Source organism: Caulobacter sp. 05T431 (assembly GCF_056665975.1).
In genome coordinates this window covers 194,304-209,823 of record NZ_JBFTKU010000007.1, presented here as the reverse complement: position 1 = coordinate 209,823, position 15,520 = coordinate 194,304, and the positions used below count along the sequence as shown (strand labels likewise).

Genomic DNA, 15,520 nt, shown 5'->3' with positions numbered 1-15,520 from the left:
CGCCCGGACTGCCCGCCCKACGCGGCCCTGCGCGACGGCGTCTGCTTCGCCGCCGGCATCGGCGTCCTGGCCGCCCAGCCGGCCCTGAAGGAGCTGGACGTGATCGGCGCCAAGCGCCTGACCGCGCCGGGCCAGGTGCTGACCAGCAAGGAGACCGAGCAATATGTGCTCAAGCGCAAGGGCAAGACGGGCTTCAAGGCCGACAAGCGTTGGTTCGACAAGTCGCAGCTGTCCGCTCCGGCCGGCTGCGGCCTGACCACGCCGGTCGACTTCGAGGTCGAGCCCGGCGACCGGGTGCACGAGCGGGCCGTGGCCGGCTGCGGCGCGCCCGCCGCCCCGCCGCCGACCGCGACCTACGAGGCCTACGGCGCGACCCTGCCGGTGGTGTTCGGCAACCGCCAGGGCTGCGCGGAGCGCGGCGAGCAGCTGCTGGGCGACGCCTGCTTCTCCGAGGTGATCCGCTTCATGAAGGCGCGCGGGATTCCCAAGGGCGAGGTGCTGATCCTGGACCGCCCGTACGGCCTGGGCACGCGGATCAACGGCGCCAGCGGCGTCCGCTACTCGTTCGCCGACGTCTGGGCCAATCCGGACGGGACCTACAAGGCCGACCGCAAGCACGACGCCGCGCGCCGCATCGACACCGGCGGCTGCGCCACGGTCAGCGACGCGGGCTCGGACGCCAGCGGCCTGGTGCTGGTCCGCGCCGATGGCGGGGTGATGGCCCGGGCCTATCAGTGGGTGGCCTGCCCGGTGCGGTAGGGCCGGCGCGGACTTGCGATGGCCGCAATCTTGAGCTGAGTTTACCCCGGTCGAGCAAGAGGGGTGGACGATGGACCTGACGCGCAGGAGCATGGCGGCCGGGTTGGCGGCGATGGGCGCGCCGCCTGGCTTGGTCTGGGCGCAGGCGGCGTCGCAGGCCACGGGACTCACGCCTCAGACCCGCCTGTTCATGGAAAGCCGCTACCTGCCGATCCGGAAAGCCATCCGGGAGAGGCCGGACGATCCGGGCCTGCAGCAGATGGCCTCATTCATCGGCGACGAGGCGTTCGCTTTGAAGTCCGCTGCCCAGGGGCCGTCGGACGACCTGCCCCTGGCCGCCGACGCGACCGCCCAGGACGCCATAACCGCCATCGTCGAGGCGGCTCGCGACCGGCGCGTGGTCATGCTGAACGAGGCCCACGTCGCCTCGCGCCACCGCTGGTTCCTGGCCCGCCTGCTGCGCGCCCTGCGGCCGCTGGGTTTCGAGATCCTGGCCGCCGAGGACTTCCTCAACAGCCGCAGCCCCGGCGCGCCCGACGTGCGGACCTTCAAGGCCGGGGCGGCCCTGAACCCGGCCTTCGGCTACTACCTGCACGATCCGGTCTATGGCGAGGCGGTGCGCGAGGCGGCCGACTTGGGCTATCGGCTGGCGGCCTACGAGCAGCGCCAGGACCAGCGTCAGGCGAGCGAAACCAACGCGATCGCCATCATGCGCCGCGAGCTGGCCCAGGCCGAGAACTTCATCGCCGACGTGCTGACGCCGAACCCGGACGCGCGGGTCCTGGTCCATTGCGGCTACGCCCACCTGCGCAAGACGCCCGACCATCGCGGCCTGTCGTGGTTCGCCGCCCTGCTGCGCGAGAAGGCGGGCGTCGATCCGCTGTGCGTCTCCCAGGCCTATACCGGCTCGTTCGGGCCGCACGCGCCTGACGCGCCGATGACGACGGCGGTGCTGGAGCGCTTCAAGCCGGCGGACTCGATCGTGGTGCGCGGGCCGGACGGCTGGATCGGCGCGTTTCGGGCGGGAGCGGACCTGGCGGTGTTCCATCCGCCCGTGGCCGACGTCGCCGGGCGGCCCGGCTGGCTGGCCGCCGATCCCACGCGCCGTCGGCTGGAGGTCGCCGTTCCCGGACCCCGCGGGACGACGGTGATCGTCCAGGCCGTCCACACGGCCGAGCCCGAACTGGCCATCCCGGCCGACCAGCAGGTGGTGGCGCCCCAAGCGATGTCGGCCGTGCTGTTCCTGCGGCCGGGCGATTATCACCTGCGGCTGGAGACCGACGCGGGTTTCTTCGCGCTGAAGACCGTGACGGTCTGAAGCCGCGCGCTGCGGCAAAGGTCTGACCACTCCGCCGCGCAAGCTTCACCGAAGAGCGTTCTCCGGAACAAGGCGCAAATGTGGTCAGACAAATACGCGCCGGAAACGAAGCTGAAACGACCCGAGACTAAGGCGACGCTGCGTGATCCCGCGCGGCGACGGCCGAGCCGCGACCGTGGCCGGGCGGGCGGCCGAACGCGCCCCAGCGGCGATTTCGGACGGTAATCCTTGTGGAATGTTCAATAAGATATTGACGTAACGACGGAATATCAAAGCTTGGAGGGTGTCGCCCAGGCTGTTGGGCGGCTTGATGCAAGCGTCGGTTTCCGCTGCGGAACGCCGTGGGCGGCGGTTTTTCACCTCGGCGTCAGCAAGGGCGCCACAGTCAAGATATTGGCCTGACAATTGCCGATTATCGAGATTGACAGGTCAGACCTTATGTCAGATGTGTTAGCGGTATCATCGGTCACGGCGCGTCAGTACGCCGAACCGGAGCGGGGAAGCGAATGGACCAGGGACCCCTCCAGCATCGAGCTCGCCGGTCACGCCCGAGCCGCGCCCCGCGTCTCGCCGGCGGCCTGGCGTGCGCGCTGGCGGCCTCGCTGCTCGTGTCCCACGCCGCCCTGGCCGACATGCCCCGCCTGGAGACGCAAGGCTCGGCCCAGCGCCTGACGGTCGACGGCAAGCCGCTGCTGGTCCTGGGCGGCGAGCTGGGCAACTCCAGCGCCTCCAGCCAGGCCTACATGGCCAAGTATTGGCCCAAGCTGAAGGCCATGAACCTCAACACCGTGCTCGCGCCCGTCTCGTGGGAGCTGATCGAGCCGAAGGAAGGCGCCTACGACTTCTCCAGCGTCGACGGTCTGATCAAGGACGCCCGCGCCCAGGACATGCATCTGGTGATCCTGTGGTTCGGGGCGTGGAAGAACAGCATGTCCACCTACGTGCCGTCGTGGGTGAAGCGCGACCAGGACCGGTTCCCGCGCGCCAAGGCCGCCAACGGCGTCAGCCAGGAGATCCTGTCGGCCTTCTCGACCAACACCCAGGGCGCCGACGCCAAGGCCTACGCCGCCCTGCTGGCCCACCTGAAGGCGGTGGACGCCAAGGGCACGGTGCTGATGGTCCAGGTCGAGAACGAGATCGGCATGCTGCCCACGGCCCGCGAGTGGGGCCCCGAGGCCGACGCCGCCTGGGCCGGTCCCGTGCCGGCCGAGCTGCTCAAGCGCCTGGCCGACGGCGGCGAAGCCATCGAGCCCGAACTGCGCGCCCTGTGGAAGGCGCACGGCTCCAGGACCAGCGGGACCTGGGCCCAGGTGTTCGGCGACGCCGAGGCCGGCCAGGAGGTGTTCACCGCCTGGTCCTACGCCCGCTACACCGACGCGGTGACCCGCGCGGGCAAGGCGGCCTATCCGCTGCCGATGTACGTGAACGTGGCCCTGAACCGCACGGGCAAGGCGCCGGGCGAATATCCCAGCGGTGGGCCGCTGCCGCACCTGATCGACGTCTGGAAGACCGGCGCGCCCAGCCTCGACCTGATCTCGCCGGACATCTACTTCCCGAACTTCAACGACCTGGCCGGCCGCTACAAGCGCCGCGACAATTCGCTGTTCATCCCGGAAGCCAACAATGTCGGCGCGCCCGAGACGCCGGCCAACGCCTTCTACGCGATCGGCAAGCTGGACGCGTTCGGCTTCTCGCCCTTCCAGGTCGAGACGGCCGAGGGCAAGGACCAGGAGGCCGTCACCCAGGCCTACGACGTCCTGCGCCAGCTGACCCCGGCGATCCTGGCGGCCCAGGGCCAGGGCAGGATGTCGGGCTTCAAGCCGCGCGTGCTGGAGGACGGCACGGTGCTGGACCAGCCCGTCACCCAGACGATCGGCGACTACAAATTCACCGTCGGCTTCGTCGATCCCTGGACCCCCAAGGCCGACCAGAAGACCGCCGCCCACGGCGGGATCATCGTCCAGATCGGACCCGAGGAGTACCTGATGGCCGGACGCGGCCTGGTGGTGACCTTCGCGGGAGCCGGCGACGGAGCCGATAAGACTGGGGCGATCGCCGGCATCGACAGCGCCGTCGAGGGCGTGTTCGACGCCCAGGGCCGCTGGGTCCCGGGCCGCACCCTGAACGGCGACCAGACCCACCAGGGACGGCACATCCGCTTGCCGCCCGACCAGTTCCAGATCCAGCGGGTGAAGCTCTACCGCTACCGCTGATCCAACCCGAACAAGCCCAATCATTAGGAAGGCCCGCCGCTCCCCCCAGGCGGGTCAGGAGTGAAGCATGACCCGATTCAACCCGCGCGCGGCCCTGCTGGCCGCCACCGCCCTGGCGGGCCTGGCCGCGACCGCCGCCCACGCCCAGACCGCTCCGGCCGACGCCCCCGTGGCCGCTCAACCGGCCGCCGCGGCGCCCGCCGACGACGCCAGCACCGCCGTCGACGAAGTCATCGTCACCGGCATCCGCCGCAGCCTGCAGCAGGCCACCATGGCCAAGCGCGACTCGGTGGCCTTCGGCGACTCCATCTTCGCCGAGGACATCGGCAAGCTGCCAGCCACCAACCTGGCCGAGACCCTGAACCGCATCCCGGGCGTCAAGATCAACCGCGACATCAACGGCGAGGGCGTGCAGGTCTCGATCCGCGGCCTGGGCCCCAGCTTCTCCAAGGTGATGCTGAACAACACCCAGATCGCGGTGGCCTCGGACGGCGGCACCAACGGCGGCAGCGCCAACCGCGAAGTCGACCTGGACTTCTTCCCGTCGGAACTGTTCACCCGCCTGGACGTGGCCAAGAGCCCGCAGGCCGACCAGCTGGAAGGCGGCATCGCCGGCACGATCAACCTGCACAGCGCCCGTCCGTTCGACAAGGAAGGCGAGCACCTGACCGTGATCGCCCAGGGCCAGTACACCGACAGCAACAAGGACCTCAGCCCGCGCGGCGCCGTCGTCGCCAGCAAGACCTGGGACAAGTTCGGCGTGCTCTTCGGGGTCTCGGGCGTGAAGACCAAGACCCGCGTCGACGGCTTCGAGTCGGTGGGCTGGACCGACGGCAACTTCTCGTGCGGCACGGGCTGCACCGATCCGGGCGGCAACGGCTTCGTCTACGCCAGCGTCGCGCCCAACAATGTCGGCCACGGCCTGACGCCCGGCCAGACGCTGGACCTGACGGCCACCTCGGGCCTGACCCAGGCCCAGCTGAGCCGCGCCCTGATCCCGCGCCTGGGCCGCAACAGCTACACCGAGGGCACCCGCTCGCGCGTCTCGGCCCTGCTGTCGCTGGAATACCGCCCGACCGACACGCTGCAGTTCGCCATCGACGGCATGTACGCCGAATCCAAGCGCGACTATCAGCGCCTGAACATGAACTGGTACGTTCGCAACTCGGGCCCGGGCACGTCGTCGACCTCGACGGGCGGCATGGTGCCGATCGACCTGACGGTGGACGGCAACAACGTCGTCACCTCGGGCACGTTCGCCAATTCGAGCTTCTTCCTCGAGAACGACATCTTCAAGCAGACGACCAAGTTCTACAACGTCAACCCGACCATGCGCTGGCAGCCGAAGGACAACTTCGTCGTCGACGCCCAGGTCAATTACGGCCACTCGACCTTCTTCCGCGAGCAGCCGCAGTTCGACTTCCAGACCCCGGCCCAGTCGGGCCTGGACGTCTATTATTCGACCGGCTCGGACGGCCAGCCGATCATCACCACCAACAAGGACCTGGGCGACCCGAACCTGGGCTGGCAGTGGTACCGCGTGAACGTCCAGAACGTGAAGCGCGAGACCACCACCAAGGGCGCGCACGTCGACGCGCGCTGGGGCGACGACGCCGTGAACCTGAAGTTCGGCGCGGCCTATGACGAGGCCAGCCGCTCGATCCGCGCCTACGACAACTCGACCGCCTTCCAGAACGCCACCTGCGGCACCGGCTGCGCCGGCACCTCGGGCGTGATCACCAACAGCCAGTTGTCGCAGTACCTGCAGCGCTGGGACGTCGGCGACTTCGGCCACCTGGCCAGCGGCGGCGTCGGCTACACCAGCATGATCATGCCGAACGTCGAAGCGCTGATGAAGGCCAGCAACTACGCCTACTACCGCGACAACGCCCCGCAATCGACGGGCGCGGTGACCGGCGGCGCGGTCGGCGACATCGAGGAGAAGACCTGGGGCGCCTATGCCGAGGCCAACGCCAAGGGCCAGGTGCTGGACCGCGACCTGACCGTCAACTTCGGTCTGCGCTACTTCCACACCGACCAGAGCGTCACCAGCCCGATCACGGTCAGCACCGGCATCGTCGACCAGACGCTGAGCTCGAAGTACGACGACATCCTGCCGTCGACCAACATCGTCTACGACGTCAGCGACAACATCAAACTGCGGGTGGCCGCCTCGCGCAGCATGACCCGGGCCGACGCCGGCAGCCTGCTGCCCGGCACCACCTTCTCGGACATCTCGGCCCAGGTCGCGACGGCCGGCAACCCGAACCTGAAGCCTTACACGTCCAACAACATCGACATCGGCGGCGAGTACTACACCGGCGGCATCGGCTATGTGGGCGTGGCCTTCTTCCGCAAGKACGTCGACGGCTTCACGATCAACACCCAGAGCACCGTGCCGTTCACGTCGCTGGGCATCAACTACGCCGACCTCAGCGTCTCGCAGCAGCAGGCCCTGGACCTGCGCGGCGGGCCGAACGTGGCCACGGTGACCCTGACCAAGCCGGTCAACCTCAACAAGCTGCTGATCCAGGGCGTGGAAGTCACCTGGGTCCAGCCGCTGGACTTCGTGGTCCACGGCCTGGGCTTCTCGGCCAACGCCACGCGCCTGGAGCAGAGCTCGGAGTCGGGCCTCGTCGCCACCGGCGTCGCGCCCTGGAGCTACAACCTGCAGGGCTTCTACGAGGACCACGGCGTGTCGGTCAGCGTGAACTACGTGTGGAACGACGAGTCGATCGCCGCCAACGCCCCGCAGAACAACATCAACGTGCCGCTCAAGGCCGAGGCCCGCGGCCAGCTGGACGTCTCGGCCGGCTACCAGCTGCCGTTCATGGACAAGGCCTTCCGCCTGACCCTGGACGCCCTGAACATCACCAACGAGCCCCTGCGGACCACGTTCGGCTACGACAACGCGCCGTACAGCGTCTACTACCCCGGCCGCCAGGTGCTGCTGGGCCTGCGGGCCACGTTCTAACGAGATCCTCCTCCCCGGAGGCATTGCCTGGGCGGCGCCGGCGACGGCGCCGCCCTTTTTCTTTGATCCTCGATCCGCTCATCCCGGCGAATGCCGGGACCCAGATGGACTGGCTTTGGGGCTTACGCCAAGAGCGCGGCGCTCATCCAATCATCCACACCGCTATGGGATCTGGGTCCCGGCATTCGCCGGACGAGCGGGGAATAGGGTTTGGGCGACTACAGCTTCGGCGGCGGGGTCACGTCCGGTCCCGTCGGGGCGGGGATGCGGCGGGCCGAGGTGATCGGCACGGGCGGGTCGAGGATCTGGCCCTTCATCACCGGGTTGATCGCCTTGCCGGGCGTGGGCAGGGCCAGGATCTTCTTGGCCACGTCCATGCCCTGGACCACGCGGCCGAACGCGGCGAAGCCCAGGTTGTCGCCGGCGCCCGTCGGATTGGCGTCCAGATAGGGCGCGTCGCCGATGCAGATGAAGAAGTCCGACGTGGCCGTGCCGGGCGCGGTGCGGGCGATCGAGACCGTCCCGTCCACGTGCTTGAGGCCCGTCTGGGTGGTGGGCTCGTGGGCGACCGGCGGCAGGGCGCCGATGCCCTGCAGCCCGCCCTGGATCAGGCCGTAGTCCACCGCGCCGGGCGCGCGCGAGGCGCGGAAGAAGGTGGCCTTGTCGTAGAGCTTGCGGTCCACATAGCGCAGGAAGTTGGCCGTGGTGATCGGGGCCTGGGCCACGGCCAGCTCGATGACGATCCGGCCCTGCGGCGTGTCGAGGGCGACATAGACCGGCGGCTTGGGCGCGGGGGGCGGCGCGGGCGTCGACGCGGGGGCGGMCGGCGCGGTCTGGGCCAGGGCGGCGGCGGGCAGGGCGGCCAGCAGGCCGGCGCCGATCAGGACGTTCCGGCGGTCGAGGGGGCGTTGGGTCATGGCGCGAGACTAGCGCCCGGCGGGGCGCGCGCAAGATTCCAGGCGGGCTGTTCGTCAGGCGGCCAGGTCGGGTTCTTCGGTCCGCGCCGCCGCGACCAGCTCGGCCACCAGTCGCGCGACCAGCCGGCCGGTGCTCTCGGCGACCTGCTCGGCTTGGCGGCGCTCGCCGTCCAGCTCGACCTTCAGGGCCCGCTGGGCGGGCGTCCAGTGGGCGAAGGACGCCCAGTCGGCGGTGATCTCGACGTCCGGCGCGCCGAAGTCCGCCACCCCATCCCAAGCCCGCGATCCCATCGTCGCCTCCTTACGCCCACGTCTCGACGGTGACTGTCCGGCCTGCGGCAAGCCTTCGCTATGCATATCTCGCCAAATTAACTTTGATGTCGAATTGTTATTCCGTTCCAATTCGTGAKATATTTTTCCACGCCCTGAGACGTTCGAGGTCCAGTTATACCACTGTCCCTGGTCAATCTTTTCCTAGATTGCCGATGTCGGCGAAAATTAGGGTAAAACCCTGATTTACGGCCGCCCGGGATGACGACAGCATTGTCGTATGAATGGTTCATCCCTTGGGCGCGGCGATGAAGACCCGGGCCGCCCGGTCCGCTTCACGGGGCGCGAGGTCGCCGGCGTCGAGGACCTGCGCGAGACGGTCCCCGGGGCCGACCTGGCGGTCACCCAGCTGAGCGCCGCCCCCTGCCGGGGCGCCCTGGCCCACGCGGCGTTCGGCGACCTGACCCTGACCCTGGGCCGGATCGTCGGCKACCTGCGCCTGCGCGGGGTGATGGCCGCCGGCGCCGTCACCCTGCTGCTGGTCCTGGAGCAGACGCCGGACCCCGACGAAGGGGGCGCGACCGAGTGGGGCCACGACATCCGGGCCGGCGACCTGCTGATCCTGTCGGAAGGCGGCGAACGCGAGGCCCGCCAGCACGGGGTGACGGCCTTCGCCGCCCTGACGGCGCCGCTGGCCTGGCTGCGCGACCGCGCGGCCGCCTTCGACGGCCTGACCGAGGACCCGCCCTGGAGCGCCTGCGCCCGGCTGCGGCCCGAACTGGCGGCGGGCCTCCACTACGAGCTCAAGGCGCGGCTGGAGGTCCTGGCCTGGGAGGGCGGCCTGCTGACGCCCCAGGCCCAGGCCGCCCTGCGCGACGGCGTCGTCGACGGCTTCCTGACGGCGCTGGCGGACGGCGTCCGGCGCGCGCCCCGGCGGACGGGCTGGATCAACAGCGCCCGCATCCTGCGCCAGGTCGAGGACCATCTGGACCAGCGTCCGGGCCGGGCCGTGGCGATCCCCGAACTCTGCCAGGCCCTGTCCGTGTCGCGCCGCACCCTGAACCGGGCGTTCGAGGAGGGGCTGGGCGTGGGGCCGCGGACCTATCTGCGGCTGCGGGCCCTGTCGGCGGCCCGCAAGGCGCTGGTCGCCGGGCGCGAGGCCGGGGCCTCGGTCACCCAGGTGGCCCTGGAGCACGGCTTCTGGGAACTGGGCCGGTTCTCGGTGACCTACCGGGCGATGTTCGGCGAAAGCCCGTCCCAGACGCTGCGGGGGCGGTGAGGGGCGGCGATGCGCCCAGCGGTGGTCCGGAACCCAATGTTTCGCGGCCCGTTCGCATCCTCGACAGACCATCGCGGGCGCGTGATCCGGCGCCTCGGTCCGCCTGAGAGGCGACGCGGAAATGACGGCCGTTCCAGTTCGTAGTCTTGTGGCCTGTGGGCTCGCCCTTGCGCTGATCGGCTGCGGCGGCCCCCGGGACGACCAGAACGCCGCGGCGGATCGCGGCCAGGTCGACGCCGGCGCGAAAGCCCCGGGCGGTTCGGCGGAGGCCCGAGCCTATGTCGCCAGGTTCACGACGAAGGATCCGGAAGCGTGCTTCAAGAAGGAGGTGGCGCTCAAGCAGCCGGCGTTGAAGGCGCCCGCCGGCGACATCGGCCCACGGGTTCCGCCGACGCGCGTGATCGTGATGATCGACGGGTCCGGTTCGATGGCCGGACGCATGGGCGGCCGGACCAAGCTGGAACTGGCGCGGGAGGCGGCGCTGGGCTTTGTCGACGGACTGCCCGCCTCGGTCCAGACGTCMCTGCTGGTCTTCGGCCAACAGGGCGACAACAGCCAGGCCGGCAAGGCGAAATCCTGTTCCGCCGTCGACGTGCTGGCGCCGATGTCGGCGGACCGGGGGCGGCTCCGCTCGGCGCTGGGGGAGGTCCGCGCGGTCGGCTGGACGCCGCTGGCCGCCGGGCTCGATCGCGCCGAGGCGCTGCTGGCCGCCTCGGCCACGCCCGGGGAGCAGGTCATCTATGTCGTGTCGGACGGGGAGGAGACGTGCGGCGGCGATCCCGTGGCCGTCGCCCGTCGGATCAACAGCGGCCGCACGCGGGCGATCGTCAACGTCATCGGCTTCAACCTGCCGTCGGGCGAGGCGGCGAAGCTGACCGCGGTCGCGCGGGCGGGCGGCGGCGGGTTCGTCAACCTGTCCAACGAGGCGGAGCTCGCGAGAGAGACGGCGAAATTGCAGGAATGGATGCGACGGTCGGACAACCACGTCGCGACCAGCATGGCCACAAGCGACAATCACGTCGCGACCAGCATGGCCATCTCCGACGCCCACGTCTGCATCGGCGGCCTCATCTCCGACGAGCATGTGGCCATGTCCAGCGACCTCTCGGATCGCCGAGTGGCCGGCCGCCCCGTATCCTTCGAGGAGGAAGCCAGAACCTTGTTGAAGGCGCGCCACGACGCGCTGCGGGCGAGGGACGAGGCCTATCGGGCCAGGCTCACCGACGCGGAGGCCGGGGCGAAACGAAGCATCGATTCAGCGGCGAACGGGGCCCGCTGAGCGTGCGGGGGCGCTAGACCAGCATCCCGTGCCCGCGCAGCACCACCAGCCGGCCGGCGTTGAAGAACGGCAGCGACAGGGTGACGGCGATCATCACCTCGAAGGCCAGGCTGGCCAGGTTGAGACGCTCCCGGGCCTTGTCGACCAGGGCCGAGACGGCCCGGCCCAGGGCCGCGCCCGCCCAGGCCATGGCCAGGGCGAAGGCCATGGCCGCGCCCACATTGGACTGGTAGCCCAGGAACAGGGCCGCCGTGGCGTGCGACAGGATCAGCAGGCCGCCCAGGGCCCGGCCCTCGGTCGGCGAGGCGGCAGGCGGGGCGTCGGCGTCCCCATCGCCATTCCCGTCGGGGGGCGGGTCGCCGCCCAGGGCGGTCAGTCCCAGCACCGAACCGGGTCGGACCAGGGTCAGGCCGCCCAGGGCGCCGCCGATCACGCAGGCGATGATCGCCAGGATCAGCGAAAGGCCGTAGCTCGAGATGCTCACGCTTGTCGGTTCTCCAGCCGCTCAGACCGCCGCCCGGCAAACGGCTTCCACGTTGAAGCCGTCCGGGTCCAGGACGAAAGCTCCATAGTAGTTGGGGTCATAGTGAGGCCGAACGCCAGGGGCGCCGTTGTCGATTCCGCCGGCGGCCAGGGCGGCGGCGTGGAAGGCGTCGACCTGGTCGCGGGTCCTGGCCGAGAAGGCGACATGGAACTTGCCCTTCAAGGCGTCCTGTTCGGCGATCCAGAACCAGGGGCGGCTGTCGCCGTAGCCCATCACGTCGACCCCGTTGGTGAATTCCTTGGGCACGACATAGAGCGGCTTGACGCCCAGCGGGGCCAGGGCCGCGTCGTAGAAGGCGGTCGAGCGGGCGAAGTTCGAAACGCCGATGGTGATGTGGTCGATCATGGGCGCGCTCCTCCGGTCAGCCTGCGACTTGAAGTCCATGGGACGCGACGCGCCTCGTCGTCTGGTCGGCCGGCCGAACGGTCGTCGCGCGCCCATCAAAACCAGTTTTGCCGCCACGCCAAGACCGAGCCGACCGATCGTCGCGCGCGAGGCGCCGCCGTCGCGGAGGTTTAGGGAAATAATATTTCTCGTTCCGATGTGGCGCGTCCCCGCCGGCCCGCGAAACCGGGCTCGCAACCTTTTCGGGATTTTTCCGTGAAACAACGCAAGGGCCATATTCCCGCCACGGGGGAAGAATCGTTCGCATTACGATGTTCTTCCGAAATGTGATGTCGCATTGGGCAGGAAGGTGTGGCGAATGTGCCATTCTTCCGATCTTCGAGACATGTTTTCGTCACAAAGCTTGAGCCGTGAAACAAAACTGCTACGCATGCCGGTCCGCGACCAGGGAGTGTGTCACGGGTTCATCGAAGTGCGGGACTACCGCGGGGGAACCATCCTTAAATGTTGCTGAATAAGAAAATTCTGTTCGCCACGACCGTCATGGCCGGTGTCGTGGCCCTCGGCTTCGCGGCGTCGCCCGCGCTGGCCCAGACGACCACCACCACGACCGCCGCCGCGTCGAGCGACGAAGTCGAGGCCGTCGTGGTCACCGGCTCGCGCATCAAGCGCTCGGAATACAACAGCGMCTCGCCGGTTTCGGTGATCAGCTCGGAAAGCGCCGAACTGCAAGGCCTGGTGGACACCGCCTCGATCCTGCAGGGCTCGATCCTCGGCGCCACGTCGCAGCAGATCAACAACAACTTCACCGGCTTCGTGACCACGGGCGGCGGCGGCGCCAACACCCTGTCGCTGCGCGGCCTGGGCGCCCAGCGCAGCCTGACCCTGATCAACGGCCGTCGCGCCGGTCCGGCCGGCGTCGGCGGCACCGTCGGTCCGTTCGACCTGAACGTCATCCCCAGCTCGATCGTCGACCGCACCGAAATCCTGACGGGCGGCGCCTCGTCGGTCTACGGCTCGGACGCCATCGCCGGCGTGGTGAATATCATCACCAAGCCCGCCAATGACGAAGGCCAGATCTCGGTCTACGCCAACGTGCCGTTCCAATCGGGCGGCGAGGTCTATCGCTTCAACGCCTCGAAGGGCTGGAAATTCGACCGCGGCTACGTGAACGTCGCCGGCGACTACTACGAGTCCAAGGGCCTGCGCTTCAAGGACCGCGACTACCTGGAATGCCCGCAGGACTACACGTTCGACCCGGTCACCGGCGAACGCCTGGACCTGAAGATGGGCGACGGCAGCTACAAGTGCCTGAACACCCTGACCGGCATCTACATCCGCGGCAGCAACCGCTACATCCCTGACGCCACCGCCGTCTCGAACGGCTGGGACCTGAACGGCTTCCGCCGCGTCAACGGCACGACGGCCACCGTCACCGCCGACGTGCGTCCGGACCTGCCCGGCGTCCAGTCCGCCTACTCGATCTATTGCGGCACCAGCACGACCGGCAACTGCGCCTCGCCGCTGGCCTTCGCCCGCTCGACCCAGGCGGCCCAGACGACCGACTCGCCGCTGCAGGGCTATCGCCACGCCGTGTCGCCGGTCACCCGCAAGTCGATCTTCACCACCGGCGGCTTCGACCTGACCGACCACACCCAGGTCTACGGCGAACTGCTGCTGAACCGCCGGACGTCCGAGCAGCGCTCGATCCGTCAGATCGGCCCGACGATCAACGTCAACAACCCGACCAACCCCTTCAACTTCGCCAACAACCCCAGCTACGTCGGTCCGACCGGCGCGCCGCTGACGGCCGCGGCCTTCCAGCCGATCTTCGTGCTGCCGGTCACCCGCAGCCAGAAGGTCGACTACTCGCGCGTCGTGCTGGGCGCCAAGGGCGACCTGCCGTTCCTGAGCGGCTGGGACTGGGACCTGTACGGCCAGTACTCGAAGTCGTCGGGCACCTACGGCCAGGACTTCTTCTATAACGACCGCGTCCTGGCGGTTTCGGGCGCCGCCCGCTGCAACCAGGCCCTGGTCACCATCTCGRCCAACGCCCCGAACGCGACCTGCCCGGCCAACATCAACCTGGGCAAGGTCTCGACCGTCGGCGCCAGCTATCTGACGCCCGAGGAATACGCCTTCCTCAACGGCTACGAAGAAGGCCACACCAAGTACGTCTACCAGTACGTCGAAGGTTCGGTCAGCGGCGACCTGTTCTCGCTGCCGGCCGGCCCGGTGGGCGCCGCCTTCGGCTTCCAGCTGCGCAAGGAGTCGCTGGACGACACCCCCGGCTACAACAGCCGCAACAGCAACTACAACGGTTCGGCCGCCTCGGCCGAGACCCACGGTTCGGACGAAGTGCACGAGCTCTTCGGCGAACTGGAAATCCCGGTCCTGAAGGACAAGCCGCTGGCCGAAAGCCTGACGCTGAACCTCTCGGGCCGTTATTCGGACTACAAGAGCTACGGCGACAGCAAGACCTACAAGGCCGGCCTGAGCTGGCACCTGACGCCTTCGCTGGCCCTGCGCGCCACCAAGGGCACCTCGTTCCGCGCCCCGGCGCTGTATGAGCTGTACCTGGGCTCGTCGACCAGCTTCCTGGCCCAGTCGACCGACCCCTGCTACCAGTACGGCACGACGGCCGGCACCACCGACCGTCAACGCGCCAACTGCGCCTCGCTCGGCATCGCGCCGAACTCGACCTTCGGCGGCGCCGGTTCGTACACGATCTTCGCCAAGGGCGGCCTGGGCTACCTGAAGGCCGAGACGTCCGACACCAAGTCGATCGGCGTGATCTGGACCCCCAGCTTCGCCGACCTGCACGTGGCCCTGGACTACTCCGAGCTGACGATCAACAACCAGGTCCAACGCTACGGCGCGGCCAACATCCTGGACTCGTGCCTGGACTCGCCGGACTTCCCGACCAGCCCGTACTGCAGCCTGATCACCCGCAACACCGACACCGCCTCGCCGACCTTCGGCGCGGTGCTGACGGTGGCGGACGCCTACCTGAACGTGGCCAAGCAGTGGAACAACGCCCTGGACCTGAGCGCGACCTATCGTCGTGACGCGGGCCCCGGCCAGCTGACCATCACCGGCCAGTTCACCTGGACCCTCGACTGGTACACCCAGCTGAGCGGCGGTTCGGCTCCGGTCAAGAACCAGGGCTTCACCGGCTATCCGGACTTCGCGGGCCGCACCGGCGTCACCTACCAGCAAGGCGACTGGACCGTGACCTGGGCCACCCAGCTGACCGGCAAGACCTCGGACGTGGACGACAGCTACAGCGGCTACGGCACGGACATCATCACGTATCGCGAGCAATCGGCTTACGTGAAGCGTCACATCGAGTTCGTCGCCACCCACGACCTGTCGGTCCGCAAGGTGTTCAACGACATCGCCGTGACCGTCGGCATGAACAACGTGTTCGACGAGCAGCCGCCGTTCTACTCGACCAGCAGCGCCAGCCGTTTCGCCAACATGCGTCTGGCCTCGTCGTACGACATCTACGGTCGTCGTGCGTTCGTGAACGTGACCAAGAAGTGGTAACAGGCCTCACGGCTTGAGACCGGAGGGCGGCGGGAGCGACCCCGCCGCCCTTTTCTTTTTCCGGTCAGCGCAC

The 15,520-nt window shown here is 68.9% G+C and carries 10 protein-coding genes and 1 pseudogene; 7 read left to right on the top strand and 4 right to left on the bottom strand.

The annotated features are described in order from the left end of the window. The 4 genes and pseudogenes from AC1U89_RS09185 to AC1U89_RS09170 form a co-directional block, all read left to right on the top strand. Positions 1-759, top strand: a pseudogene (locus AC1U89_RS09185) (hypothetical protein); the annotation flags it as partial. 70 nt (positions 760-829) lie between these two features. Next, the gene (locus AC1U89_RS09180; protein WP_479899406.1) at positions 830-2,077 is read left to right on the top strand and encodes a hypothetical protein; all 1,248 of its coding nucleotides are present in this window, start codon (positions 830-832) and stop codon (positions 2,075-2,077) included. A 608-nt stretch (positions 2,078-2,685) separates the two neighbouring features. Further along, positions 2,686-4,290, top strand: coding sequence for a GH35 family beta-galactosidase (locus tag AC1U89_RS09175; RefSeq protein WP_479899405.1), 1,605 nt, complete (start codon positions 2,686-2,688; stop codon positions 4,288-4,290). 67 nt (positions 4,291-4,357) lie between these two features. Then, positions 4,358-7,264: a TonB-dependent receptor gene (locus AC1U89_RS09170; protein WP_479899404.1), complete on the top strand. Its 2,907-nt coding sequence runs from the start codon at positions 4,358-4,360 to the stop codon at positions 7,262-7,264. 218 nt (positions 7,265-7,482) lie between these two features. Here the strand turns inward: AC1U89_RS09170 and AC1U89_RS09165 are convergent, their stop codons facing one another. Both AC1U89_RS09165 and AC1U89_RS09160 read right to left on the bottom strand, forming a co-directional pair. Continuing rightward, the gene (locus AC1U89_RS09165; RefSeq protein WP_479899403.1) at positions 7,483-8,181 is read right to left on the bottom strand and encodes a peptidylprolyl isomerase; all 699 of its coding nucleotides are present in this window, start codon (positions 8,179-8,181) and stop codon (positions 7,483-7,485) included. Positions 8,182-8,235: 54 nt separating this feature from the next. Beyond that, entirely contained in the window at positions 8,236-8,472 is a 237-nt protein-coding gene (locus AC1U89_RS09160) for a hypothetical protein (RefSeq protein ID WP_479899402.1), read from the bottom strand. Between the two features lie 259 nt (positions 8,473-8,731). Here AC1U89_RS09160 and AC1U89_RS09155 point away from each other — a divergent pair, with 259 nt between their 5' ends. Together AC1U89_RS09155 and AC1U89_RS09150 are read left to right on the top strand one after the other, a co-directional pair. After that, complete coding sequence (locus AC1U89_RS09155) at positions 8,732-9,730, top strand: AraC family transcriptional regulator (protein ID WP_479899401.1); 999 nt, start codon at positions 8,732-8,734, stop codon at positions 9,728-9,730. A 121-nt stretch (positions 9,731-9,851) separates the two neighbouring features. Continuing rightward, complete coding sequence (locus AC1U89_RS09150; protein ID WP_479899400.1) at positions 9,852-11,009, top strand: VWA domain-containing protein; 1,158 nt, start codon at positions 9,852-9,854, stop codon at positions 11,007-11,009. A 13-nt stretch (positions 11,010-11,022) separates the two neighbouring features. On the opposite strand, the gene AC1U89_RS09145 is transcribed toward AC1U89_RS09150, so the two are convergent. Both AC1U89_RS09145 and AC1U89_RS09140 read right to left on the bottom strand, forming a co-directional pair. Further along, positions 11,023-11,493, bottom strand: coding sequence for a DUF4345 family protein (locus AC1U89_RS09145; RefSeq protein WP_479899399.1), 471 nt, complete (start codon positions 11,491-11,493; stop codon positions 11,023-11,025). A gap of 21 nt (positions 11,494-11,514) precedes the next feature. Next, positions 11,515-11,898, bottom strand: a complete 384-nt coding sequence (locus tag AC1U89_RS09140) for a VOC family protein (RefSeq protein ID WP_479899398.1) — start codon at positions 11,896-11,898, stop codon at positions 11,515-11,517. 504 nt (positions 11,899-12,402) lie between these two features. Between AC1U89_RS09140 and AC1U89_RS09135 the strand changes: the two genes are divergently transcribed. After that, positions 12,403-15,447 (top strand): TonB-dependent receptor plug domain-containing protein, encoded by a 3,045-nt coding sequence (locus AC1U89_RS09135; RefSeq protein ID WP_479899397.1) that lies wholly within the window; start codon positions 12,403-12,405, stop codon positions 15,445-15,447. Positions 15,448-15,520 lie beyond the last annotated feature (73 nt).